22 protein-coding genes, 1 pseudogene and 1 riboswitch are annotated in these 25,845 nt (G+C 45.0%); of the genes and pseudogenes, 13 read left to right on the top strand and 10 right to left on the bottom strand.

Features of this window, described 5'->3' with window-relative positions; translation table 11 throughout:
• Positions 1–245, bottom strand: a pseudogene (locus tag ACN0V2_RS11655) (PQQ-dependent dehydrogenase, methanol/ethanol family); the annotation flags it as partial.
• Positions 246–451: 206 nt separating this feature from the next.
• On the bottom strand, positions 452–1,855 hold the full coding sequence (gene gltX / locus ACN0V2_RS11650; RefSeq protein WP_417550992.1) for a glutamate--tRNA ligase: 1,404 nt from the start codon (positions 1,853–1,855) through the stop codon (positions 452–454).
• A gap of 91 nt (positions 1,856–1,946) precedes the next feature.
• Between gltX and ACN0V2_RS11645 the strand changes: the two genes are divergently transcribed.
• Together ACN0V2_RS11645 and ACN0V2_RS11640 are read left to right on the top strand one after the other, a co-directional pair.
• A complete protein-coding gene (locus ACN0V2_RS11645) occupies positions 1,947–2,879 on the top strand; it encodes a quinoprotein relay system zinc metallohydrolase 2 (protein ID WP_417550991.1) in 933 nt (310 codons plus the stop codon).
• 17 nt (positions 2,880–2,896) lie between these two features.
• Complete coding sequence (locus ACN0V2_RS11640) at positions 2,897–3,691, top strand: quinoprotein dehydrogenase-associated SoxYZ-like carrier (RefSeq protein ID WP_417550990.1); 795 nt, start codon at positions 2,897–2,899, stop codon at positions 3,689–3,691.
• A 77-nt stretch (positions 3,692–3,768) separates the two neighbouring features.
• On the opposite strand, the gene ACN0V2_RS11635 is transcribed toward ACN0V2_RS11640, so the two are convergent.
• Complete coding sequence (locus ACN0V2_RS11635) at positions 3,769–4,128, bottom strand: hypothetical protein (RefSeq protein ID WP_417550989.1); 360 nt, start codon at positions 4,126–4,128, stop codon at positions 3,769–3,771.
• Positions 4,129–4,345: 217 nt separating this feature from the next.
• Here ACN0V2_RS11635 and ACN0V2_RS11630 point away from each other — a divergent pair, with 217 nt between their 5' ends.
• From ACN0V2_RS11630 to htpX, 5 genes are read left to right on the top strand one after another with little or no spacing between them, the layout of a single operon-like run.
• On the top strand, positions 4,346–5,209 hold the full coding sequence (locus ACN0V2_RS11630) for an NAD(P)-dependent methylenetetrahydromethanopterin dehydrogenase (protein ID WP_417550988.1): 864 nt from the start codon (positions 4,346–4,348) through the stop codon (positions 5,207–5,209).
• An 8-nt stretch (positions 5,210–5,217) separates the two neighbouring features.
• A complete protein-coding gene (locus ACN0V2_RS11625; RefSeq protein WP_417550987.1) occupies positions 5,218–6,234 on the top strand; it encodes a beta-ribofuranosylaminobenzene 5'-phosphate synthase family protein in 1,017 nt (338 codons plus the stop codon).
• A gap of 34 nt (positions 6,235–6,268) precedes the next feature.
• A complete protein-coding gene (locus ACN0V2_RS11620; protein WP_417550986.1) occupies positions 6,269–7,174 on the top strand; it encodes an NAD(P)-dependent methylenetetrahydromethanopterin dehydrogenase in 906 nt (301 codons plus the stop codon).
• A 19-nt stretch (positions 7,175–7,193) separates the two neighbouring features.
• Positions 7,194–8,303 (top strand): ATP-grasp domain-containing protein, encoded by a 1,110-nt coding sequence (locus tag ACN0V2_RS11615; protein ID WP_417550985.1) that lies wholly within the window; start codon positions 7,194–7,196, stop codon positions 8,301–8,303.
• Between the two features lie 54 nt (positions 8,304–8,357).
• A complete protein-coding gene (gene htpX, locus ACN0V2_RS11610) occupies positions 8,358–9,239 on the top strand; it encodes a protease HtpX (protein WP_417550984.1) in 882 nt (293 codons plus the stop codon).
• 71 nt (positions 9,240–9,310) lie between these two features.
• Here the strand turns inward: htpX and ACN0V2_RS11605 are convergent, their stop codons facing one another.
• From ACN0V2_RS11605 to glyQ, 5 genes are read right to left on the bottom strand one after another with little or no spacing between them, the layout of a single operon-like run.
• Positions 9,311–11,392 carry an EAL domain-containing protein gene (locus ACN0V2_RS11605; protein ID WP_417550983.1) on the bottom strand — a complete coding sequence of 694 codons (2,082 nt, stop codon included), beginning with the start codon at positions 11,390–11,392 and terminating at the stop codon, positions 9,311–9,313.
• Positions 11,379–12,134: a lysophospholipid acyltransferase family protein gene (locus tag ACN0V2_RS11600; RefSeq protein WP_417550982.1), complete on the bottom strand. Its 756-nt coding sequence runs from the start codon at positions 12,132–12,134 to the stop codon at positions 11,379–11,381. The genes ACN0V2_RS11605 and ACN0V2_RS11600 overlap by 14 nt, the downstream gene beginning before the upstream one ends.
• Positions 12,134–12,673 (bottom strand): D-glycero-beta-D-manno-heptose 1,7-bisphosphate 7-phosphatase, encoded by a 540-nt coding sequence (gmhB, locus tag ACN0V2_RS11595; RefSeq protein WP_417550981.1) that lies wholly within the window; start codon positions 12,671–12,673, stop codon positions 12,134–12,136. Before gmhB ends, ACN0V2_RS11600 begins: the two co-directional genes overlap by 1 nt.
• Positions 12,674–12,682: 9 nt before the next feature.
• Entirely contained in the window at positions 12,683–14,761 is a 2,079-nt protein-coding gene (gene glyS, locus ACN0V2_RS11590; protein ID WP_417550980.1) for a glycine--tRNA ligase subunit beta, read from the bottom strand.
• A complete protein-coding gene (gene glyQ / locus ACN0V2_RS11585) occupies positions 14,758–15,693 on the bottom strand; it encodes a glycine--tRNA ligase subunit alpha (protein ID WP_292360530.1) in 936 nt (311 codons plus the stop codon). Before glyQ ends, glyS begins: the two co-directional genes overlap by 4 nt.
• A gap of 178 nt (positions 15,694–15,871) precedes the next feature.
• Here glyQ and gshB point away from each other — a divergent pair, with 178 nt between their 5' ends.
• Genes gshB through ACN0V2_RS11570 form a run of 3 tightly spaced genes read left to right on the top strand, consistent with a single transcriptional unit; the run spans position 15,872 to position 18,910 of the window.
• A complete protein-coding gene (gshB, locus tag ACN0V2_RS11580) occupies positions 15,872–16,816 on the top strand; it encodes a glutathione synthase (protein ID WP_417550979.1) in 945 nt (314 codons plus the stop codon).
• Positions 16,813–17,859 (top strand): FAD:protein FMN transferase, encoded by a 1,047-nt coding sequence (locus ACN0V2_RS11575; protein ID WP_417550978.1) that lies wholly within the window; start codon positions 16,813–16,815, stop codon positions 17,857–17,859. The genes gshB and ACN0V2_RS11575 overlap by 4 nt, the downstream gene beginning before the upstream one ends.
• Positions 17,860–17,863: 4 nt before the next feature.
• Positions 17,864–18,910 carry a TonB family protein gene (locus ACN0V2_RS11570; protein WP_417550977.1) on the top strand — a complete coding sequence of 349 codons (1,047 nt, stop codon included), beginning with the start codon at positions 17,864–17,866 and terminating at the stop codon, positions 18,908–18,910.
• 6 nt (positions 18,911–18,916) lie between these two features.
• Here the strand turns inward: ACN0V2_RS11570 and ACN0V2_RS11565 are convergent, their stop codons facing one another.
• Positions 18,917–19,540 (bottom strand): CYTH domain-containing protein, encoded by a 624-nt coding sequence (locus ACN0V2_RS11565; protein ID WP_417550976.1) that lies wholly within the window; start codon positions 19,538–19,540, stop codon positions 18,917–18,919.
• Positions 19,537–22,356, bottom strand: a complete 2,820-nt coding sequence (gene uvrA / locus ACN0V2_RS11560; protein ID WP_417550975.1) for an excinuclease ABC subunit UvrA — start codon at positions 22,354–22,356, stop codon at positions 19,537–19,539. Before uvrA ends, ACN0V2_RS11565 begins: the two co-directional genes overlap by 4 nt.
• A gap of 50 nt (positions 22,357–22,406) precedes the next feature.
• On the opposite strand from uvrA, the gene ACN0V2_RS11555 reads away from it, so the two are divergent.
• From ACN0V2_RS11555 to ACN0V2_RS11545, 3 genes are all read left to right on the top strand, one after another.
• A complete protein-coding gene (locus tag ACN0V2_RS11555) occupies positions 22,407–23,792 on the top strand; it encodes an MFS transporter (RefSeq protein WP_417550974.1) in 1,386 nt (461 codons plus the stop codon).
• 36 nt (positions 23,793–23,828) lie between these two features.
• Positions 23,829–24,329, top strand: coding sequence for a single-stranded DNA-binding protein (gene ssb / locus ACN0V2_RS11550; protein WP_417550973.1), 501 nt, complete (start codon positions 23,829–23,831; stop codon positions 24,327–24,329).
• A 267-nt stretch (positions 24,330–24,596) separates the two neighbouring features.
• Positions 24,597–24,697: riboswitch (guanidine-I (ykkC/yxkD leader) on the top strand.
• A gap of 60 nt (positions 24,698–24,757) precedes the next feature.
• Positions 24,758–25,825 carry a putative urea ABC transporter substrate-binding protein gene (locus ACN0V2_RS11545; RefSeq protein WP_417550972.1) on the top strand — a complete coding sequence of 356 codons (1,068 nt, stop codon included), beginning with the start codon at positions 24,758–24,760 and terminating at the stop codon, positions 25,823–25,825.
• Positions 25,826–25,845 lie beyond the last annotated feature (20 nt).

Below are 25,845 nucleotides of genomic sequence, written 5' to 3'. Positions count from 1 at the left end.
TCCATGACCAAAGCATTACCTTCGTGGCCACGTAATACACCAGTTGAGAAAGACCAAGCCATGTTCAAATCTTTGACATTGTCTTTTGTGATTTGAGTCAGTTCGCTGTAACGAGTATTAGCATAGTCACCAGCTGGCATAACCCAGTTGTTGTCATTTTTTTGCATTTCAAGGAGTTCATCAGCAGCGACCAGACCTGGTACTGCTAAACCCATCATTGCGATTGTTAATGTTTTCAGCTTCATAAAGTTGTCCTCTATATACTTTTTAGTATTTACGTCACGACTTGTTCGAAATGAACCTCATGCGTATGACGAACCTTAATACCACTTCCCGGCTTCGTCAAGAACTTTACTCAAGTTTTTTGTGAGTATTTCCATCTAATTTTCGGGAAGTATTTCCCGACACATTAAGTCATTGAAAATAAAGGACTTTAAATTTAGCCAAAAATTCAGGCATGATCTTTGATCCACTGTATTGCATGTGCAATTGCACGAAGTGCGCGCTCACGACCATATAATTCTAGAGTTGCATCCAGAGAGGGTGAAACCGTATTACCGGTAATGGCTACTCGAATAGGCTGTGCCACTTTACCCATGCCAACCTCATGTTTTTCAGCACAATTTTTGATTACATCGTGTATTGGTTCTGCCAGCCAATCACTGAGTTCAACGAGTTCTTTGAGTACTGCTTCCAGCAATGGCAAGCTGGTTTCATTGAGATTTTTTTGTGCTGCTTTTTCATCATAGCTATCCACATCGCGATAAAAATACACGCTAGACTCAGCCATCTCTTTAAGCGTCTTGGCTCGTTCCTGAAGCAATACCACAACATCCACCAATGCAGGACCATCAGCAGGATCAATACCTAACTCTCCCATATGCCAGCTGAGATGCTGTGCAACGTGTTCTGGCGCGCTGGTTTTGATGTAATGTTGATTTAACCAGAGTAATTTATCGGTGTTAAAGCTTGAGGCAGCTTTATTGACGTCTTGAATATCAAATAGCTGGGTCATTTCCGCTAAAGAAAAGATTTCCTGATCACCGTGCGACCAGCCTAATCTAACTAAATAATTCAATAACGCTTCGGGAAGATATCCTGCATCCCGATAACTCATCACACTGACGGCACCATGACGCTTGGAAAGTCTTGCTCCATCGTCACCCAAGATCATTGGAACATGTGCAAATACTGGTGGTTTAGCGCCCAAAGCTTTAAAGATATTAATTTGTCGTGGTGAGTTATTTAAATGATCATCACCACGTATGACATGGGTCATCTGCATATCCAGATCATCTACGACCACCGTTAGGTTATAAGTAGGTGTGCCGTCTGGACGAGCAATAATTAAATCATCCAGTTCACTGTTTTCAAAAACAACATTGCCACGGATCGCATCTTCAACAACCACTTGACCAACGGTAGGGTTTTTAAAGCGAATCACTGGTTCAACACCTTGACGAGGAGTTGTTATATGGCGGCACCGACCGTCATAACGAGGTTTTTGCTTATTGGCACGCTGCTCTTCACGCATCGCTTCCAATTCATCTTTACTGCAATAACAGTGATAGGCATCACCTTGATCCATTAACTGTAGAATAATTTCTTTATAACGATCAAAGCGTTGTGTTTGATAAAACGGGCCTTCGTCATAATCCAACCCCATCCATGTCATACCTTCAAGGATGGCATTCACCGACTCGGCGGAGGAACGCTCTAAATCGGTATCCTCAATACGTAATACAAATCGCCCCCCATGTTTTCTGGCATATAACCACGAAAATAGGGCTGTACGGGCGCCACCAACATGTAAATATCCAGTTGGACTGGGTGCAAAACGTGTGCGAATTGTCATAGTGAAAAGTTCTCTGCTAGCTATATAGATGAGTTGCGGTAAAGTGCGTTATTGTAACAGTTTGGAAGCCTTCATTTAGTGGGACATCGTTATGCCTTCATTGATTTCATTTGTATCGATAGTGGTTTCATCTTTTGCCTTTGCCAGCGGTATTCAGGCAGATAACTACTCGGTACAACGCGTAGCTGAGGGTATTTTTTATCATCAAGGCAGTCACGAAGTGGCAAATAATAAAAACCTCGGAGCTATAGCCAATGTGGGATTTATTATTGGTAATGAATGTGTCGCCGTAATTGATAGCGGTGGTAGTTTCCGTGAGGGTGAGTTGCTGCGTAAAACTATCCGTCAAGAAACTGATCTACCTATCTGCTATGTCATCAATACTCACGTCCACCCTGATCATATTTTGGGAAATGCCGCGTTTAAAAATGATGATCCTGAATTTATAGGTCATGAAAAATTACCTGCGGCCATGGCGAGTCGTGAACAACATTTTGCCAAACAATTTTCAGAAATTTTAGGCGATGCCTATAAAGGCACAGAGTTCATTGAAGCGGAGACGCTTGTAATGGTTGACTCGCCATTAAAATTGGACCTTGGAAACCGGCCGCTAATATTAACGGCTTACACAACAGCACACACAGACCATGATTTAACGGTTTATGATGCCAACACCAGTACATTATGGACTGGAGATTTATTATTTGTTGAACGTGTTCCCGTTTTGGATGGCAGTATTAACGGGTGGATTGAAGCTATCAACAAGCTAACAGAACTGGATGAGGCATGGGTTATACCAGGACATGGGCCAGCTTTTGATGGACAGGAATCCGCTGGCTGGCAGAATTTATTGCGATATCTGACAACCGTACGGGAAGAGATAAGATTAATTATTAATGATATCGGGACCATTGAAGAAGCCATTGACTCAGTAGGCACCCAAGAAGCTGAAAAATGGAAACTTTTTGAAGAATATCATCGTCGAAATGTAACCGCTGCTTTCGTAGAATTGGAGTGGGAATAATAATTAGGAGAGAGAAAATGATGGGGCGAAATTGTGTTTTTGTAAGCATGCTCGCAGCAATGCTCATTAGTTTTAGTGTTCAGGCAGCTACTGCAGAAGAGGATTTATGGGCAGGGCTAAAACAAACTTATTTTGGTGATCGTGAAATTCGTGAAAACGCTGATGATCTTCTGGTTCTTGAAGCTCCTATGCGTGCTGAAGATGCTGCGATTGTTCCGATAAGTGTAAAGTCACTTCAACCGCAAACGGCTGATAGATATATTAAAAATATTCATATCATTATTGATAAAAATCCAATGCCGTATTCAGCGAATTTCCACTTATCACCATCGTTGGGTGAAATTGATATTGCTACTCGGGTAAGAATTGATCAATACACTGATATGCGTGCGATCGCAGAAATGAACGATGGCTCATTACACATGGTTTCGCGTTTTGTAAAAGCTTCCGGTGGTTGTAGTGCCCCCGCTGGTAAAGACATGGAAGCTGCCATGGCTCGTCTTGGTAAAATGCAGATCCGAATGCGCGATGCCAACATTGGCGAAATGACTCAAGCACAGGTAGTTGTAAGTCATCCAAACAATAGTGGTTTACAATTCGATCAACAAACCCGTGGCTACATCCCTCCACACTATGTGAAAGAAATGGTCATAGAATTTGCAGGCGAAAACTTGATCACATTAGAAGCAGGGATTTCTATCAGTGAGGACCCAAGTGTGCGTTTTAACTTTACTCCCCAAAAACATGGCGTTTTAAAAGCGATGATTAATGACAGTAAAGAAATGACTTACTCAATGGAAAAACAAATCTGAATTAACTTACAAGATAGTTTTACAACTTCAATAAAAAAGGCCGTTAAAAACGGCCTTTTTTAATAGATTTTTTATAATTATTGAATTCTGCATTCTTTATACGCTGAAGCCGAAACTTCTTCATACTTGTCCATTATAGTGTTAACGCCTTTATCATCTCGAAACTGCGCGCCACGATCGGCAGGCAGATTGCGATACATATAGGCAGTGCTGACATCTACAAACTCAGTCTCGGTAAAGGCTTCATCTAATTTATCAACAACACAAGAGCATTTGTTAATACCTTCATAGACATTTAATTTGTTATTTGCCTGCATGCAGTCAGTAACATATTGTACTTTTGTGACTGTTGAAAAATCCATTTGGCCATCCGCAAAAGCAGGCGTACCTAAAACAGTCATACTGGCAAACAGAATTGTCAGGCTGGCTTTCTTCATTCTCTACTCCTAAAATTTTATTATAAGGTGCTGGTGTGACTGGCATGTAAAAAGATAAGTTCCTACATTGAAGCAGGATATTGCCACTTTAACAGACTGCCAATCAAACTTTTTTCCAGAACCTAACCACAGTTAAATTTCCTCACATCTACAACATAGGGTAAAATTCAGCCTTTATTTATCCCACATCAAGCCATGCTAAATGCAGGAGAACATGATGAAAAAATTACTGCTTCACCTCGACACCGATGCCGTCGCAAGCACTTTTGATCAGGCGGTCGCCTATGATTCAGGGGTAGATAATATTATCGCGCATGGCGGCGCAACTCGGGATAATGTCACCGCTCACGTTCACGGCATGATTTTCACTCGTGGTGGAAAAAACCTTAAACACAGCGCTATTTTCATCGGTGGTTCGAATGTCGCTGCTAGCGAACTTGTAGGTGAAGCCGTTAAAAAAGCATTCTTTGGTCCGGTTCGCGTATCAGTTATGTTGGATCCTAATGGTTCGAATACAACCGCTGCAGCAATTGCTCGCAAGGTAATGACCAACTATGACATCACAGGCAAAAATGTAGTCATCATGGGCGCAGGTCCTGTAGGTCAACGTACGGCTTTGTATTTATTGAAAGAAGGCGCCAGTAAAGTAACCTTAACCTGTCGCAGTATGGCACGTAGTAAATCCACCGTTGATCATATGAAAAAAGCCTACGGAGTAGATGTTATTCCGGGCGAAACCCGTAGTGATGAAGCTGTTACCGCATTGCTTAAAGATGCTCATGTTGCCATTGCTGCTGGTCCTGCCGGCGTCTGTATCGTACCTGAAGTTACTTGGACCTCTAGCAAAACACTCGAAGTTATCGCTGATGTTAATGCTGTGCCGCCGTTAGGTGTTGAAGGCATGGAAGTCATGGATAATGGAACGGAAAAACAAGGTGTACGTTTTTACGGTGCGATTGCGATTGGCAACTTCAAAATGAAAGTACATCGTGGTGCAGTAGCATCGCTGTTTGACAGCAATGAATTGTTTTTGGATGAAACCACTATTTACGATATTGCCTGCAAAATAGATAACGGCTAGTGATAACAATGCAAGATCCGGTCTCCCCCGTGCAACAAACAATTCAGGTACGGGCACCGGCAAGACTCCACCTCGGTTTTCTCGATCTTAATGGCGGCTTAGGCCGCCATTTTGGCAGTATTGGTTTAGCCGTTGACAGTCACCATACTCATCTCAGCCTGACGGGTGAAGAAGAACCACAACATCCCGTAGTCAGTGTTCCCGTCGCAACACACAACAGAATTACCAAACTGATAAATCAGTTTTATCTTACTTTGGCACCACATATCCCGACAGATTCACGTCTAGCCTCTGTAAATGTCCACTCATTGATTCCCGAACATGCCGGGCTAGGCTCTGGCACTCAGTTGGCATTGGCAGTCGGTCGGTTACTGGCAACCTATCATCAAATCGACATCTCCACTGCAAAGATTGCTCAAGCTTTAGATCGCGGCAAACGCTCAGGCATCGGTATTAGTACCTTTGATGCTGGCGGCTTTGTGGTCGATGCCGGTTTAGGGCCTAATTCTTTGACGCCTGCTCGACTATTTCAGCAAGCTTTTCCTTCTCAATGGCGGTTGGTGATGTTGATGGATAAAAACCATCAGGGGATTCATGGGGAAATCGAAATACAAGCGTTCCAAAATCTGCCAACATTTCCTTTGCAACATAGCCAAAATATATGTCATCTGACCTTAATGCAGTTATTGCCGGCATTAATTGAGCAGGATATAGACTTATTTGGTTCCGCGGTTAGCGATATTCAAGGATTAATCGGTCAACATTTTGCACCTGCACAAGGTGGTCAATACACCAGCAAACCAATAGGTAAGTTAATAGAACATGCAAAATCTTTGGGTTTTAAAGGCATGGCTCAAAGTTCATGGGGCCCAACGGCTTGTGTATTTACCGACAGTCAATTGCAAGCAGATCGCCTGACCGCAGAACTTCATGGCATGATTGACTCAGATATTCAGTTTGAGGATATCGAATTATTAATAGCTGCTGGTATAAATCAAGGTGCTGGCATTACAATCGATAGCTAGACATTATATTTTAATAAAACAATGAGGGATTAACATGTCCAAGCGTTCCATTATTCATATGCTTAACCCAATGAAACAAAACAGTCCGTTTGATATCAATATGGCTCTGGATGCCGGTTACGATATTTTAATGCCTTACAATAATGTTGAGTTGAATGAAGTAGCCGGCTTAACGCAAGATGCCATTTTTTCCCGTGGTCCGGCTGGCGTGAAAAAAACCGGTATGTTTATCGGCGGCAGAGATATTGGGCTGGCGATGGATATGTTGGAAGCAGCAAAGTCGGCCATGGTTCCGCCTTTTGAAATCCCTGTATTTGCGGACCCAAGTGGTGCATTCACCACAGCTGCGGCTTTGGTAGCCTGCGTCGAACGCGAACTGAAGAAAAACTTCAATCAAGACTATAAAGACTGTAAAGCCGTTGTATTTGGTGGAACGGGCCCAGTTGGTCTCGCAACAGCCGTTATTGCAGCACTTCAAGGTGCGGAAACAACGATTGTCGATCACTTTTCATTAGATACCGCCCTGCAATTTTCTGACGAAGCGCGTAAACGTTATGGCGTCAATTTAAGAGCAACTACTGCGGCATCTGATGCCGACAAAGCCCGCCTACTAAGTGATGCTGATGTGGTTTTCTGTGCCGCTAAAGCCGGCATTCAAGTATTGAATGCTTCTGTATTGCAAGATGCTAAAAAATTAAAAGTCGCAGGGGATGTTAACGCCGTGGCACCCTTAGGAATTGAAGGGGTGGAATTGATGGATAACGGAGAACCCCTTAAATTTGCACCACAGTGCCCAAAAGCCGTTGGTATTGGTGCATTGGCGATTGGTAATGTGAAATATAAACTGCAACAAGCTCTGCTCAGAGAAACGTTGGAAAGTGATAAACCGGTTTATCTGGATTTCCGCAATGCCTTTGAAGGTGCTCGTAAACTGGTCTAAACACAACTAGGAGCTGGACATGCTTGAACGTCCCAAGCTCCTGTTAGTCGTCGCTCAAAGTGGACGAATGCTGGCGCAATCAGCAGCACGAGAAGGTTACCTTGTCCGTGTTGCTGATTGCTTCGGTGACAGTGATACTCTGAGAGTTACCGATAGATATCTTAAACTCCTGCCGCTCGACAAAATTACTAAGCCTCAGTGGTTACAGACCATCATTAGTTTGAGTGATGGAGAGCCTTGCACATTAATTTGTGGAACCGGTTTAGAGCGTTTTTATCCTATGCTGGCGGAGTTACCTGCAAATATAAAATTTGCTGGCACTTCCATCGAGAGCCTTCAACAGATTTGCGTCCCAGAGCAATGGACTGCCTTGCTAGATAAACTCAATTTATCCCACCCGCCAACAACATTTAATAAAGACCTACCGCTTAACGGAAAATGGTTAGCCAAATCTGCTGCAGCTTGGGGTGGAAACCATGTTGTCGATGCACATTCGATTACTGAACAGACTGATGTTTATTATCAACAGCAAATAAATGGGATGAGTGCCTCAGTATTGTTTCTGGCAAACGGAAGTGACTTTCAAGTATTACTTTTCAACCAGCAATTTAATATAAATGCCGAGTTAAATAATTTTTGCTTACAAGGCATTAGCAATAATCTACAGCTAGATGAGATACAACAACAGGATATCTTTAGCGCACTGCAAAAGCTTACGCGGCATCTCAATTTATCAGGTTTAATGTCGCTGGATTTTATGCTGGATTCATCTGGTAGAGTTTTTCTACTTGAGATTAATCCTCGCCCTACTGCATCTTGCCAATTATTACCCTCTGATTTTCCCATCATTAATTGGCATATGATGAGCACAGATGCTGTCATGCCTATAATTAACTTAGAACTTCCCATCAAAAAACAACTCTTATGGTTTTGTTTTGCTCCCGAGAAAACAATCATTCCGGAAAATTTTGATTGGCCGGATTATTGTTACGATTTGCCGGGAGCAGGCAGTACTATCGAGCAAGGCGGCATCGTTTGCAGTTTGTTACTTGAACAAACCGACGCCAATGCCATGACGGGTCATCTGTTTGCAAATAAATTGATTGAGAATTTATCCGCACAAGCTTGAAAATTGACCATTGCTAACCCATATTAACGACAACTTAATCTCAAGGAATCTCGAATGAAACGAATCATGTTGTACCTTGCCACCAATATTGCGGTGTTAGCGGTATTAAGCGTGACAATGCGACTGCTCGGTATCGACAGTTTGCTAGATGAGCAAGGCTCAGGTTTAAATATGACCTCCTTGCTGATTTTTGCAGCAGTTATTGGCTTCAGTGGCTCGTTCATTTCATTGGCTATTTCTAAATGGACAGCCAAACGATTGACTGGCGCCGAAGTCATTACTTCGCCAAAAAATTCAACTGAAAAGTGGCTGGTTGATACAGTCTCTAGACAAGCTCAACAAGCCGGTATTGGTATGCCAGAAGTGGCCATTTATCAATCGCCCCAACCCAATGCTTTTGCCACCGGCATGAATCGTAACAATGCGTTGGTTGCAGTGAGTAGTGGTTTAATGCAATCGATGACACAAGATGAGGTGGAAGCTGTTTTAGCCCACGAAGTAAGCCACGTTGCTAATGGTGATATGGTGACCATGGCGTTGATTCAAGGCGTGGTGAATACCTTTGTAATTGTATTATCCAGAGTGATTGGTCATCTGGTTGACCGCACCGTATTTAAAACTGAGCGTGGCCACGGCCCCGCTTTCTGGATCACTTCCATCATCGCAGAGTTAGTGCTGGGTATTCTTGCGAGCATTATCGTGATGTGGTTTAGCCGTCAGCGTGAGTTCCGTGCCGATGCGGGAGCAGCACGATTAGTTGGCTCAGGAAAAATGGTTGCTGCGTTACAAAGACTTGCCGGAACATCTGATCAACCATTACCTGATCAATTACATGCTATGGGGATTTCAGGTGGCCGTGGTGGTATCAGCGCATTGTTTATGACGCATCCGCCAATTGAAAAGCGTATTGAAGCATTGCGTACAGGTCGAATTTAAACAAATAAAAAGGCCGACTTCTATATTAGTCGGCCTTTATCTATTCAACCAAATCAAACGATATAATCGGCTTAGAGATCTTCGTCTTCAAAATTGTAATCAGGTCTCTCAGAAGGCTTATGTATATAAAACCCCTGCGCGTAGTCAACGCCTAATCGCCATAAAAGCGCCATACTTACGGCATCTGAAACAAACTCGGCAATAGTCCGTTTTTTTGCTTGTTTTGCCATTTCTACGATAGCTTTAATCGCGGCCTGATTTTCCGTGTCGTTTGCCATATTTTCGACAAAATTGCCGTTAATTTTTAGATAATCAACATCTAAAACACTCAGGCTTTGTGAGAAATCGATTCCCGAACCAAAATGCTCTAGTCCAAATTCACAACCAATCGCCTTCAGTTTGGCTATCGTAATTTTGGTATCTTCTAAATTATCTAAAGCAGCTGTTTCACTTATTTCAAAGATCAATGCCTGGCCGGTTAAATTGTGTGCCGACAGCGTGGCTGATAACCAATCGACATAGTCTTTTTCACGCAGCGTTTGCTCGGAAAGTTTGATAAAAAATCGCGTTTTAGGATGCGTTTTACGGTGTTCTGAAAGCTTTTTAAGCGCCGTGCGAATCACCCATTTATCAATTTCCGTCATCATTTGTAATTTGACGGCATACTGAATAAACTCTTCAGCCCGTAATGTTTTATCGTTATCTTTCAGTCTTAGCAAAATGTCATAAAGCTCTTGCTGAGGGCCATGCAATCCGACAATGGGCTGAAAGTGAATACTGAATAAATCTTTATTTAAGGCATTTTGCAAAACTGCCTGCCAAGCAGAGAGATCATCGACGTTAGATTGCACCATTTGTTCTTGGAAGCGCGCCGTTTGATTACCACCAGCATGTTGCGCCTGAGTACAGGCTTTATCGGCATTTTCCAACGCAGTTTGTGCTGAAGCCACATTTTCACTAATACGTGCTATGCCAATACTACAATGCAAATCAATGATCTTACCGTTGGCGTGAGAAACGAATTCATCAATTGTTTTTAGAAAAGCTTGGGCTCGTGCGTTAACAATATTTTCATCGTCACTAGGAATAACAATCGTAAAAATCTGGTCGCCATAGCGGCCCAACTTTTCACCTTCCTCAGCTGTTTTCAGTAATAGATCGGCAACACTTTTAATCACCATATCGCTGGTGGTTAATCCAACCAGTTCTTTTATTTGCTGAAAGTCATCCAGCACCATGTAAAGTAAAGCGGAGTCGCTATGATTTTCAGCCGCTTGATTCACGGCTTGTTGTAACTCATCTACAAACCGCGTGCGATTAAATAGCCCCGTCAGCAAATCAAAATCACGTAATTGTTTTAGTTCTTCGCCATCTTCAACTACAGTGGCATTTCGATCACGTACTACAACCTGAGTACATTCCTCACCCTCAACTTGTGCGTGACTGAATTCGATATCAGCATCAAAGGCATAGCCACCATTTTTTAGGCATTGAGCACTAACCGTGGCCGGCTTTGCATCTGCTTGCTCGGTAAATTGGCGAAACACCATTTTAAACTTGGCGTGGTCTTCACCATCAATCAAATCGAGGATCGGCAAGCCATCAATATCTTCTTGTTCTTGATAACCAAATAGATTGAGATAGGCCCGATTTACATAGATATGCATGCCTTCATGCATGTAGGCCACTGCATCGCGTGAGCTTTCTAACAACGCTCGTGAACGTTTTTCGCTCTCACGAAGTGCGCGTTCATTACGTCGTCCAAGACGCCGCATAAACAAATTATCTAATTCTCGTTCGGCGACAAATTGAAGGCGTTCAACATCACCTTTTAAAATGACATCTTGTACTCCAGAGCGAAATAACTCTTTTTCAGCAGCTTTATTTTCTGTAATCACAATACAAGGTAAATCTTTACCTAATCGTTTAACTAAGTTAACTATTTCGATAGGAGCCAATGATGACAAATGATCACGGCAAATAATAAGATCCCAGCTTTGCTTGTTTAAGCATTGCTCCAACGCATCAAAATTATCTTCACGTCCTGCTCTGACCGCGTGCCCAGCGCTACGCAAAATATTAATGACGGCATCAGCTTCGGTAAGCGAATCATCAACAATTAATAGCCGTAAAATGCCTTCAGCTCTCGCCACGCTGTTCACCTTTATTGAATTGCACCGGTGTTTTCCCTTCCAGTTGGGTCATGGTTAATGTCATCCAATCATATGCTTGTTGGTTAACGGCATTAGCTGACAAATCCTGAGTATCTATCTTAGCGCCAATCACCATTTTAATCACACCTGGTCGTTTCAAAAAACCTCTTTTCGCCCAGTAGCTACCGGCATTATGAGCGACTGGCACTACAGGTACCTGAGCATCCACCGCTAACCGCGCCCCACCGACACCAAATCTTCCCATCGTACCAGGAGGTAAACGAGTGCCTTCAGGAAATACCACCACCAATGCACCTGATTGTAACCTTTCCTTACCTTGGTCAATCACTTGATTCAAAGCTTGACGTCCAGCTTTACGATCAATGGCAATAGGTCTTAAAGACGCAAGCCCCCAACCAAAAAACGGGATCCACAATAATTCGCGTTTTAACACCCAGACTTGTGGTGGAAATACGGCTTGTAATGCCAGCGTTTCCCAAGCAGATTGATGTTTGCACAGAATCACACAGGGCTCTGTCGGAATATTCTCCCGGCCTTCAACCTCAAGTTTTAAGCCACAAATCACTTTCAGTAGCCAGATATTCATTATCGCCCAACGACTGACCACCCAGTACCGTTGTTTAAATGGCAATATTGGCCAAATCAGCACACCAATGACAGAAAATAAAATGGCCGTCAGTGCATATAAAATCAGGAAAATAAAAGAACGAAAAGTCTGCATCAAATCGAGGCTTCCAATAAAGCATCGGCAACTGCAGCCAGATTGTCATACACCGGCACGCCCTTAGGAATGCCTTTCTTAAAGGTTTTATCACCTTTACCTGTACGCACCAGTATCGGTTTGGCGCCAGCAGATTTTGCCGCCTGGATATCGCGGAGAGAATCGCCTATCGCTGGAACATTCTCTAAACTCACTCTTAAGCGATGAGCCAGCTCTTTAAACGCTGCGTCTTTAGGTTTACGACACTCACAATTATCATCAGGACCATGTGGGCAGAAAAAAATGGCTTCAATACGCCCGCCAACTTGGGCCAGCATACGCCGCATTTTACTGTGAATACGATTAAGCGTTTCCACATCCAGCAATCCTCGGGAAATGCCAGACTGGTTGGTGATGATCACCACCCGATAGCCAGCATAATTCAGTCTCGCAATGGCTTCCAGACTACCTTCAATTGGCTCCCACTCCGCCGGCGATTTAATAAAATCATCCGAATCATGGTTTATCACACCATCACGATCGAGAATTATCAGCGACATATACGCATCCTAATTTTGTAATCGGGAAATATCCGCCACACCCAGAAACAATGCCCGAGTCTGATTCAACAACGCCAAGCGATTATGACGAATGGCTTCATCTTCTGCCATAACCATGACTTCGTCAAAAAATGCATCAATGCTTTCACGCATGTCAGCCAAGCGGCGTAATACCGCAGTGTAATCAGCCTGCTGCATCAACGGTTCAACATCTGCAGATACACGTTTTAACGTTTCTGCGAGTTGTTGTTCAGCTGTTTCTTCCAATAACGCCGCATTTAACTGATGATCCGCTTCATAGGCACCATTTTTACGCAGGATATTATCAATGCGTTTATTACCTGCCGCCAGCGCTTCAGCCTGTTCCATATCACGGAATGCGGATACCGCCTGCATGCGCTGCATGAAATCCAGTGGACGTGTAGGTTGTAAAGCTAAAACAGCTTCAAACACATCACCATGGTGACCGGCATCAGCGGCATAGCCGCGCAAACGATCAAACAGATATTGCATCACCGGCGTGACAATTTCCGTTTCAGTAAGCTGCTTATCGTAACTTTGCACTGACTGTTGTAAAAGTTCAGCCAGATCCAAATCCAGATTGTTCTCGATGATAATTCTCAGTACGCCCAATGCCGCACGGCGTAAGGCGAAGGGATCTTTTGCTCCTGATGGCGGTTGTCCAATACCAAACAGACCGCACAAGGTATCCAGTTTTTCAGCCAAACTAAGCGCCTGTCCGGTTTTACCCAGTGGCAAAGCATCACCGGCAAAACGTGGCAGATATTGCTCATCCATCGCTGCAGCCAACTCTTCCTGCTCGCCATCAAGACGCGCATAGAAGCTGCCCATAATGCCCTGCAATTCTGGGAATTCACCGACCATTTCTGTGACCAAGTCACATTTGGCTAACATGGCAGCGCGTTCGGCCAGTGCTACATCACCATCAATTTTGCTAGCAATAAAACCAGCCAGTTTCGCCACACGTTGAGATTTATCATAGACCGTACCCAGTTGATTCTGGAACACGATGGTTTTCAGCTGTTCCTGGCGATCTGCTAGTGGGCGTTTTCTATCGGTATCCCAGAAAAATGCCGCATCACTTAACCGAGGCAGAATCACTCGTTCATTACCGGCAATAACCTGCGCCGGATCACGACTTTCAATGTTACACACGGTAATAAAATACGGCAGCAACTTACCTGCAGCATCTTCTACCGGAAAATATTTTTGATGGCCTTGCATTGAGGAGATTAACGCCTGTGACGGTAATTCCAGAAAACGCTTTTCAAACTCACCCGATAAGGCAACCGGCCATTCCACCAGACCGGTGACTTCATTGAGCAATTCATCATCAATAATGGCCTGACCGCCGAGTTGGCTGGCCAATTCATTGACCTGTCCGCGGATGGCTTCGCGACGCTCAGCAAAATCAACCATCACATGGCCTTCGCTAAGCAATTGCGGCGCATAGGTTTGTGGACTACTGATTCGAATTGCCTGTGGATGATGGAAACGATGTCCATAACTTAGTTGATTGGATTGCACACCCAGCAAGCTGGCTGGAATAATTTCATCGCCTAACATCAGAATCAACCAATGTACCGGTCTGACAAACTCTTCAGATAAACTGCCCCAGCGCATGCGCTTGGGAATTGGCAATGCCGCTAAGGACTGCTTCACAATTTCCGGCAGTAACTCAGTGGCAGCCTGACCAGCTTGTTGTTCGCGATAAACTAACCAAGCACCTTTATCCGTTTCCAGCTTTTCCAGTGCATCGACATCCACACCGCAGGAACGAGCAAACCCCTGCAACGCTTTGGTCGGGTTACCATCCTCATCAAATCCGGCAGTAACGGCAGGGCCACGCTTTTCGATATTACGATCTGCTTGTTGATTCTGTAGCCCGGTGATGACTACCGCCAATCGACGTGGACTGGCATAGGCTTTGGAAGTTGAGAAACTAAGTTCTGCCTCAGTTAATCCTTTTTCGATACCTTTGAGTAATGCATCACTCAAAGTCGATAAAGCTTTTGGTGGTAACTCTTCGGTGCCCAGTTCTAACAGGAAATCACGTACATCACTCATGATTGCACCTCATCCTGTTTACTTAACATCGGAAAGCCCAAGGACTCACGTCTGTCGTAATAAGCCTGCGCTACGGCTCTGGCCAGTGTTCTAACCCGCAGGATAAAGCGTTGTCTTTCAGTGACCGAAATCGCTTTACGTGCGTCGAGCAAATTAAAGGTATGTGATGCTTTTAAAACCATTTCATAAGCAGGTAATGGCAAGCCCGCTGCAATCATTCTTTCACTCTCTTTTTCACAGGTATCGAACTGCTGAAACAAATGTTCGGTATTGGCATGTTCAAAGTTGTAGGTCGACATTTCGACTTCGTTTTGATGAAACACATCGCCGTAAGTCACTTTGCCGAGTGGACCATCTGCCCAGACCAAATCATAAACACTGGCAACACCTTGCAGATACATGGCGATACGTTCCAGACCATAGGTGATTTCGCCGCTTACAGGTTTACATTCGAGACCGCCAACCTGCTGGAAGTAGGTGAACTGTGTCACCTCCATGCCGTTTAACCAGACTTCCCAACCCAGTCCCCAGGCACCTAATGTCGGTGATTCCCAGTTATCTTCTACAAACCGAATATCGTGGATGGAGGTATCAATTCCCAGCATTCTTAATGAGCCAAGATACAGCTCCTGAATATTCAAAGGCGATGGTTTGATCAACACCTGAAACTGATAGTAATGCTGTAGACGGTTTGGGTTGTCGCCATAACGACCATCCGTTGGACGGCGTGATGGCTGCACATATGCCGCACTCCATGGCTCTGGACCAATGGCTCGTAAGAAGGTTGCCGGGTGGAAGGTACCCGCCCCGACTTCCATATCATAAGGTTGCAATAACACACAGCCTTGCTCAGCCCAGTATTGTTGCAGACGCAGAATCAGCTCTTGAAAAGTTTTTGGCGTGGCCGCCACAGTTGCCGCAGAATCACTCATTGAGAAAATTGTCTTCGCATGACTAAAAATGCACTGATTATAGCGAATAAAGCAGTGGCTTGTAGAGACAACTGGGTAATGAATTAGTGGGCTGGTAAGTTTGACTCATGCGACTGTCACCGCCAAGAAACAGATACGGTACAATGCAGCGACCCATTAATCGTTAAAGAGCAGAATTATGTCGCGACGTATCGGCATCGTGATGGACCCTATTTCGGCCATCAATATCAAAAAAGACAGCAGTTTTGCGATGCTACTGGCCGCTCAGGCCAAAGGCTGGACCATTCAATATATGGAACAACAAGATCTGTATCTAAGTCAGGGCAAAGTCATGGCCAGTATGCGGGATCTGCAGGTCACTGAAGATGCCAATAACTGGTATCAGTTAGGTGAGCCCGCCACCCGTCGACTGAACGAATTAGACGCTATTTTAATGCGTAAAGATCCGCCATTCGATATGGAATATATCTACAGCACTTACCTGCTGGAACAAGCCCAGTCTGAAGGCGTCCTAGTCGTTAATCATCCACAGAGCTTGCGTGATGCCAACGAGAAATTGTTTACCGCATGGTTTCCCCAATGTTGCCCGCCCACTCTGGTCACCAGAAAGAAACAATTGATGCGTGAATTTCAGCAACAACATGGCGATATCATTATCAAACCATTGGACGGCATGGGCGGCGCATCAATATTTAAAGTCAGCAAGGGCGATCCAAATTTCTCGGTGATCGTCGAAACGTTGACTGAGCAAGGTACAAAATCGGTAATGGTGCAGCAATATTTACCGGCCATTAAAGATGGCGATAAACGTATTCTGCTGATTAACGGCGAGCCAGTTCCTTATGCCTTGGCTCGAATTCCGGCAGATGGCGAAACACGTGGCAATTTAGCAGCGGGTGGTCGAGGTGAAGGTCGCCCTCTTACCGAAAGAGACCGCTGGATCTGCCAGCAAGTCGGACCGAAATTACGCGAAAAAGGTCTGTTATTTGTGGGATTGGACGTAATTGGTGATTATCTCACCGAAATCAATGTCACTAGCCCAACCTGTATCCGTGAGCTTGATCGGCAATTTAATCTGAATATCGCCGGTGATTTGATGAATTGTATTGAGGCACATTTATGAAGACTGTTTTACGCAGCCTTTTATTAGTTATTGGTCTAAGTTTCTTAACTGCGTGTGGTGACCAGGACCGAGCGTTACAAGCCAAATTTTATGCTTTTGGCACCGAAATTGATGTCAGTCTTTATGGTGTAGATGAAGAAAAAGCGGGCAATACCATTGATGCACTGGAACAATCCTTTTCAGAAGTAAATGACTTGTGGCATGCATGGCAGCCCAGTGTGCTAACCAAAATAAATGACGCGATTGCCGCAGAACAACCTATAGCGGTGGATGACAATGTGGCCAGCGTTATTTTACTGGCCCAGAAACTAGCAAAAGACAGTGGTCATTTGTTCAATCCGGCAGCCGGTAATTTATTTGCATTATGGGGATATGAGCAGGATGACTGGTTTGAATCCCGTCCACCGCCTCCCCAAGCGGATATTGATGCTTGGCTCGCTGCTAGTCCGACCATGGATGATATTGTTATCGAAAATGGTCAGCTAACCAGCAAGAATCCTCAAGTTCGATTAGGGTTTGGCGGTTTTGCTAAAGGCTACGCCGTCGATAACGCCATTGCGATTCTGCAACAACAAGGCATTCAGAATGCGGTGGTCAATATCGGTGGCGATTTACGTGCTATTGGCTCACATGGCGAGCGCCCGTGGATCATTGGTATTCGTCATCCCAGACATGACAAGGTATTAGCGTCGGTCGCAGTAAGTGGTGATGAAAGCGTTTTCAGCTCTGGAGATTACGAGCGCTTTTTCACCTATCAAGGAAAACGTTACCCACATATTCTGGACCCGCGTACCGGTTATCCTGCCGATCAAGCCATGTCATCCACAGTGATTCATGAAAATGCCTCGATGGCAGATGCCGCCGCAACTGCTATTTTTGTCGCGGGCAGCGACTGGCCAACTGTTGCCGCTGAAATGGGTATTGATATGGTGATGCTGGTCACTGAGGATGGGGAAGTGGAAATGAGTCCCGCGATGCAGAAGCGTGTTAGGTTAACCGGACATGACCGTGAACCAGTGATTCGCGAAATCCCACAAGAGTAAGTGAATGTTTAGCACTTCAAGCGCCACTGATCGCATTATCCTGACCCTTATCGGGTCAGCTATTTTGCATGCGGTCGTGGTGCTTGCTGTCAGTTTTAATGTGACCTCCCCGCCGTCCAATGCCCCAGTCAATCAACTGGATATCACATTGGTTAAACAGCAAACTGAACAAGAACCTGAAGAAGCCAGTTATCTTGCTCAGGTGAATAATGAGGGCGGTGGTGAAACTGAAGAAAAGTCACCTGAACCGACGCAAGATTTATCAGTACCACTTGCCGAAGAGATACCTGCTTCAACCGACCCTACGCCGCCAGCGATTGCTGAGTTGGAACCTGTTCCAATGGAACCAGTCATTGCTGAACCTGTTGTGGAGCCAGCTCCACCGATTGAAGAGCCCACACCAATAGTGGCTCCAGTTGAAGTTCCGACGCCTAAGCCTCCAGCTAAAGAACCACCGGTCGAAACAAAACCTGAACCGGAAACTGCTAGCAAAAAAGTGACGACAAAATCGGCTGAGCGAAAAGTAGAAACATCCGAAATCATCACCGAGCAGATTGCTGATGTCGTTGAAGAAACTGAAATTGCCGCACCAGCAGTATCAGGTGCGGAATTAATTGCACGTGCTAAAAGCGAAATCGGGTCATTACAAAATACTCTGGAAAATAACAGCAAGGCGTTAAGCGAGAAGCCAAAAAAACGACGCATTTCGGCAGCCACTAAAGAATATTCTGCAGCAGCATATATGCGGGCATGGGAAATGAAAGTCGAGCGGATCGGTAATATGAATTATCCGCAGGAAGCCAAAGATAAGGGTGTTAATGGCAGCTTGATGTTATCGGTAGATATCAAACCAGATGGCAGTGTGCCACCCGATGGCATTGTGGTATCACGATCTTCAGGTCATAAAGTGTTGGATGACGCTGCGGTTCGGATTGTGCGATTGGGGGCACCTTATGCCGCAATCCCTGAAGATGTGCTGCAAGACAGCGATATGCTGACCATTATTCGCACGTGGAAGTTTGAAAGTGCCCGGGGTATGTCAGCCCGTTAAATGAAGCTAACTCGCCTGGTTTTGCTGATATAACTGATAACCGATTTCAGCTTTACTTCGGTTGTTATAACTCAGCTTCAATTCCGTTTTCAGTCGTTCAGCAATTTGCTGCAACACTTCCAATGCGCCATGACGTAACTCAAGCTCAATTTCATGAATGACAGCCTTATTATCTCCAGAACCTGCTTCACCAAAATCATAAGCCAGTTCAATCAACGTATCCTGCTGTGCTTCAAGCATATAAACATCGCGTTGAAACTCGGTGTAAAACAAACGCTGTAATTGCTTCCAACTACCACTGTCATCAACAATCGGCGCTAATGGTGTCTGGCGTAACAATGGCAAATCAAATTCACCATTCAAAATGGGATGTTCCCACTCTTCACGCTGATGCAATCCATCTTTGACCTTGCCACTGGTTTTTACTGTTTGCAGCCACTGATCATCCATTTGCCGCATCCGTAAAGCAATGCCCTGCTGTTTCAATTTCAGTTGTGGCGTATCAAAGTATTCCGTTCGCAAATGCAGCTGTTTTTGTTCACTGGTCATTGCTTGCAGCCAATCCAACTTGGCAAGATTCAGTTTGGACTCGCCATGAACGGCGAGTTTCACTTCCTGTTCCAGACTCATTTTAATAACGGCTTCAGATAATGTCCGGTATGCGAACGTGGATATTCAGTGATTTGCTCTGGTGTACCCACAGCAATCACTTCACCGCCGCCAGCACCACCTTCTGGCCCCATATCAATCACCCAGTCAGCGGTTTTCACCACATCCAGATTATGTTCAATTACCACAATGGTATTGCCACGATCCCGCAGATGATGCAGCACTTTGAGCAACTGCTCGATATCATAGAAATGCAGGCCAGTAGTCGGTTCATCCAAGATATACAGGGTTTTACCAGTATCGCGTTTTGACAATTCTTTGGCTAATTTGACCCGCTGCGCTTCACCACCAGACAAGGTCGTAGCGTTCTGCCCCAACTTGATATAGGTCAGACCAACATCAATTAGCGTTTGCAGTTTTTTGGCTACCACCGGAATGTTCTCGAAAAACACATTAGCGTCTTCGATAGTCATATCCAGCACTTCGGTAATGGTTTTGCCTTTGTAGCGAATATCCAATGTTTCACGATTATATCGCTGGCCTTTACAGACATCACAGGGCACATAGATATCGGGCAGAAAGTGCATTTCGACCTTAATCAGACCATCACCCTGACAGGCTTCACAGCGGCCGCCTTTGACATTAAAACTAAATCGCCCAGGGCCGTATCCGCGTGCTCGTGCTTCCTGAGTACCGGCAAATAATTCACGAATCGGCGTAAATAAACCAGTGTAAGTAGCCGGATTGGATCGTGGTGTCCGGCCAATCGGGCTTTGGTTAATCGCTACTACCTTATCCAGCTGATCCAGGCCCAAAATTTCGGTATGTGGAGCCGGTTCATCTGAGGCGCCGTTCAGGGTTTTAGAGGTCAATTTAAGCAAGGTTTCGTTAATCAGCGTCGATTTACCGGAACCTGATACGCCGGTCACACAGGTCATCAAGCCAATCGGAATGTCCACATCGACATGTTTCAGGTTATTGCCACAGGCTCCACGCAGACCAATTGATTTACCGGCATGAGCCGCTTCACGTTTGGCTGGTATTTCGATCTTACGACGACCTGAGAGGTATTGACCGGTAAGCGAATGCTCACTGTTCATAATATCTTCAGGTGTGCCACGAGCGACTATTTCACCGCCGTGTACCCCCGCACCCGGCCCAATATCCAAAACATAATCGGCACTACGGATCGCATCTTCATCATGCTCCACTACGATGACGGTATTACCCAGATCACGTAGTCGAGTCAGCGTCTCCAGCAACCGATCATTATCACGCTGATGCAGACCAATTGAAGGTTCATCGAGGATATACATAACACCGACCAGACCAGCACCAATTTGACTGGCCAGACGAATTCTCTGTGCTTCACCGCCAGATAATGTGTCGGCACTACGTGCTAACGACAAGTAATCCAAACCGACATTCACTAGAAAACTTAAACGTGCAGCAATTTCACTGACAATTTTTCCGGCAATCTCTCCGCGTTTGCCTGGCAATTGTAATTCCTGGAAGAAACGCGTCACTTCCCCAATGGGCATTGCCGTTATTTCTGGCAAATTGGTTTCATTGATAAACACATTACGCGAGGCTTCCCGTAAGCGAGTGCCATGACAATCGGGACAGGCTCGAATTGAATGAAATTTAGCCAATTCATCACGCACGCTGCCGGATTCAGTCTCATGGTAACGCCGTTGCAGGTTCGGAATAATGCCTTCGAATACATGTTTACGACTAACCCGCTTGCCACGATCACTGATATAACCGAAATCAATTTCAGTGCGGCCGCTGCCATAAAGAATCACTTGACGGACATTTTCCGGTAACGAATCAAATGCGGCATCAATATCAAATTTAAAATGTTCGGCTAATGACAAAATCATTTGGTAATAATAGGCATTACGACGATCCCAACCACGAATCGCACCAGCCGCCAAACTGAGTTCAGGATGAGCAACAACCCGTGAAGGATCAACAAACTGCTTGATGCCCAGACCGTCACAGGTTGGACAAGCACCGGCTGGGTTATTAAACGAAAACATCCGTGGTTCAAGTTCGGCTATTGAATAGCCACACTCAGAACAGGCAAAACGGGCCGAAAATAATGTTTGGTCAGTGTCATCATCCATCGACACCACTTTGGCCACACCATCGGCTAATTTAAGAGCCGTTTCAAAGGATTCAGCCAGCCGTTGTTGAATATCTTCCCGCACTTTAAAGCGGTCAACCACAGCTTCGATGGTGTGTTTTTTTCGTAACTCAAGTTCAGGCGGATCATCCAATTCCACCACTTCACCGTTCACTCTGGCGCGTACAAAACCTTGTGCACGTAGACCTTCAAACACCGACAGATGCTCACCTTTTCTATCCTGAATCACCGGCGCCAACAGCATTAAACGCTTGCCTTCTGGCATCGCCAAAACGGTATCGACCATCTGGCTGACCGTTTGCGCGGCCAATGGTAAATGATGGGTTGGGCAACGCGGTTCACCGGCGCGGGCCAACAATAATCTTAAGTAATCATAAATTTCGGTGATCGTGCCGACGGTGGAACGCGGATTATGCGAAGTCGATTTTTGCTCAATGGAAATCGCCGGGGAAAGTCCTTCAATATGATCGACATCCGGTTTTTCCATCATCGATAAAAACTGTCTTGCGTAAGCTGATAGCGATTCCACATAACGTCGCTGACCTTCCGCATACAAGGTATCAAAAGCCAGTGACGATTTGCCTGATCCAGATAATCCGGTAATCACAATCAGCGCATCTCTGGGCAGGTCCAGATCGATGTTTTTCAAGTTGTGCGTACGGGCGCCGCGAATGCTGATACTTTTCATGCCTGTTCCGTAGTAAAATCCAACGGATCAATATACTCTGTCACCCTATCATGACGCAAAAGCAAGCCACATCCGACGCACTGAGTGCGCTGGAGAAACGTACTATTTCCGGTCTATCACTTATCTTCGCCCTGCGAATGCTTGGGCTATTTATGATTTTGCCGGTATTTTCGCTCTCCGCCCAACAATATTCACACAGCACACCATTATTGATTGGTCTCGCGATTGGTGCCTATGGTTTAACGCAGGCGCTGTTGCAAATTCCCTTCGGCATGCTCTCCGACCGTATTGGTCGAAAAAAAGTCATTTATATAGGCTTGATCCTGTTTACTTTGGGTAGTTTGTTAGCCGCGATGGCTGACTCTATTTATACCGTCATCTTAGGACGCCTATTACAAGGTAGTGGTGCCATTGCCGCTGTAGTGATGGCTTTAACGGCGGATCTGACCCGCGATCAACATCGCACCAAAGCCATGGCCGCAATCGGGATTAGTATTGGTTTATCGTTCTCTGTGGCATTAGCCAGTGGCGCGGCTTTGGAAAGCTTGGTTGGACTAGATGGTATCTTCTGGGCCACGGCAATAATGGCTATATTTGGCATGATTGTTTTACGTTGGTGGGTGCCCACTCCGTATAAACACAAACAACATCAAGATATGAAACCCGCACGTGCGCAAATTGGTGAAGTGATGTCGAATTCATCGATTATGCGGCTGGTCCTCAGTATTCTGATTCTCCATTTATTACTCACCTTAAGCTTTTTTGCGTTACCGATCGCCTTGCAGGATTTTGCTGGAGTGGCCAAAGCAGATTTAGCGTTAACCTATTTACCGGTGTTAATTCTGGCATTTATTAGCATGGTGCCGTTTATTCTGATCGCCGAAAAACAGCGCAAAATGAAAATGGTGTTTATCGGAGCAATTGCTGTTCTGGCAGTTGCTCAAATAGGCTGGGCTTTATTACCAAGTTCATTGGCGATGCTGATGATTTGCTTGTGGTTGTTTTTCACCGCGTTTAATATTCTTGAAGCCAGCCTGCCTTCGATGATGTCCAAGCTTAGTCCGATTAAAAACAAAGGCACCGCGATGGGGATCTACTCTAGCGCCCAATTTATCGGGGCCTTTCTCGGTGGTATTTTGGGCGGAATTATCTATAGTTTTGGAGATATCAGCTGGATCTTCTGGTCTGCAGGACTTATCTCTGCTGGATGGTTGATTATGATGTTGCCGATGCAGGCACCAAAACATTACAGTAGTCGCATTGTTCCGTTAAACGAAGTGACCGCCGAGACTGCTGATGAGTTTGTAGAACGGCTGAATGCTATTAAAGGCGTAGTTGAGATCGTCATTGTGCTGGAAGAGCGGATCGCATACGTTAAATATCTTGCCGATGATGTCGATTTGCATGAACTCGAAGCGTGCCTGATTTATGCGTAAAATGAATAAAAATTTGAATTAGTAAAGGAATTCACCATGTCAGTAAACAAAGTTATTCTGGTTGGCAGACTCGGGGTCGATCCTGAAAGCCGAGCTTTTCCTAATGGTGGCTCGATCTGTAATTTACGGATTGCGACCTCAGAAAGCTGGCGTGACAAACAATCCGGTGAACGCCAAGAGCGCACCGAATGGCATCGTGTTGTATTACGTAACAAACTGGGTGAAATCGCTCAGCAATATCTGCGTAAAGGTTCACAAGTCTATATTGAAGGTCGTATTCAGACGCGTAAATGGCAAAACCAGCAAGGCCAAGATCAATACACAACGGAAATCGTTGGCAATGAAATGACTATGCTGGACAGTAAAGGCGCTGGTGGCGGCGGAAGCAGCGATAATCAGGACTACAACCAAAGTCGCCCTTCTCAACCCGCAGCGAAAAGTAATTACAATAACCCACAACCGGCCTCAGCTTCGGCCGGCCCGGGTTACGGGTCAGGTGGTGAAGCCGATTACTACGATGATGATATTCCGTTCTAATCATCAGCAGAAACTTAAAAAAAGGCCCCTGAAATAGGGGCTTTTTTTTGGAAAAATTATCCGACAAAACTGCTCTAACCGCTCCATAATTGAGCATTAACATTTAAAGACGCACAAATATGGTGCGATAAAAATTTACTGTCTTAACCTAAAAACAATTCAAGCTATTGTTTTTAATTGATATCTAAACATCTTATGTAGTTGGCCTAGATCCTGCGTTAACACCCGCAGCGTGTTAGAGGTGTTTTTATCACACCAACAGAACAGCAATAAGGTCTCTAGGGTTCCGGTTATGCAAATAACGTCTGGACCGAGAGTGACCGACCTTCACAGCGAAGGTTACACGGAGGGATAAAAGCCCGGGAGATTGTTTGAATAAAACATCTCTTTCACCGTGTTCTTAAATTAAGCTGTGAGGTATTACCAAAATGAAGCGCACTTTTTACCGCATCGGCAGCATTTTGCTGCTTTCCCTCTCTTTTATTCTTTCCCCATTAGCGGCACACGCTGAAACCAAAGATAAATTCAGTATAGCCTGGACTATCTATGCTGGCTGGATGCCATGGGATTATGCTGATAATGCCGGTATCGTTAAAAAGTGGGCAGATAAATACGATATCGAAATTGATGTCGTGCAGATCAATGATTATATCGAATCAATTAATCAATATACCGCTGGCCAATTTGATGGTTGCACCATGACCAATATGGATGCCCTGACCATTCCTGCTGCCGGTGGTGTTGATAGTACAGCTTTAATTATTGGTGACTTTTCCAACGGCAATGATGGCATCGTTCTGAAAGGCGCTGATAAAAAGCTTGCTGATATCAAAGGTCAACGGGTCAATCTGGTCGAATTATCAGTTTCGCATTATCTGCTAGCGCGTGCTTTGGATAGTGTAGAGATGAGTGAACGTGATGTGACCGTCGTGAATACGTCAGACGCTGATTTGGTAGGCGTATTTAATGCGTCGGATGTCACCTCTACAGTGACCTGGAATCCATTACTATCAGAAATAACCGCAATTCCTGATACCACCAAAGTATTTGATTCATCCGAAATCCCTGGCGAAATCATCGACCTATTAGTGGTTAACAGTGAAACACTTGCAGCGAACCCTGCTTTTGGCAAAGCGTTAACCGGTGCCTGGTATGAAATCATGGCCAAAATGCAAGCCGGTAATGAAGAAGCCTTGACGATGATGGCTGAAGCATCAGGAACCGATCTACCAGGCTATCAAGCACAGCTGGATGCAACCAAGATGTTCTACACAGCCGCCGAAGCAGTCAGTTTTGCCAACAGCGATCAGCTGCAAGCAACGATGAAACACATTACTGACTTCTCGTTTGATCATGGTCTGTTAGGCGACGGCGCGATGGATGCCGATTTTATCGGTATTGCCTATCCTGATGGTGAGGTGGCTGGCGATAAAAACAACGTCAAACTCAGATTTGATTCCAGCTTCATGAAAATGGCCGCGGATAACGCCCTTTAAGTTAAGTAACACAGGGAGTT

Origin of the sequence: Methylophaga sp., assembly GCF_048266885.1 — a bacterium.
GTDB lineage: Bacteria > Pseudomonadota > Gammaproteobacteria > Nitrosococcales > Methylophagaceae > Methylophaga.
This window is presented reverse-complemented; position numbering and strand designations above follow the sequence as displayed.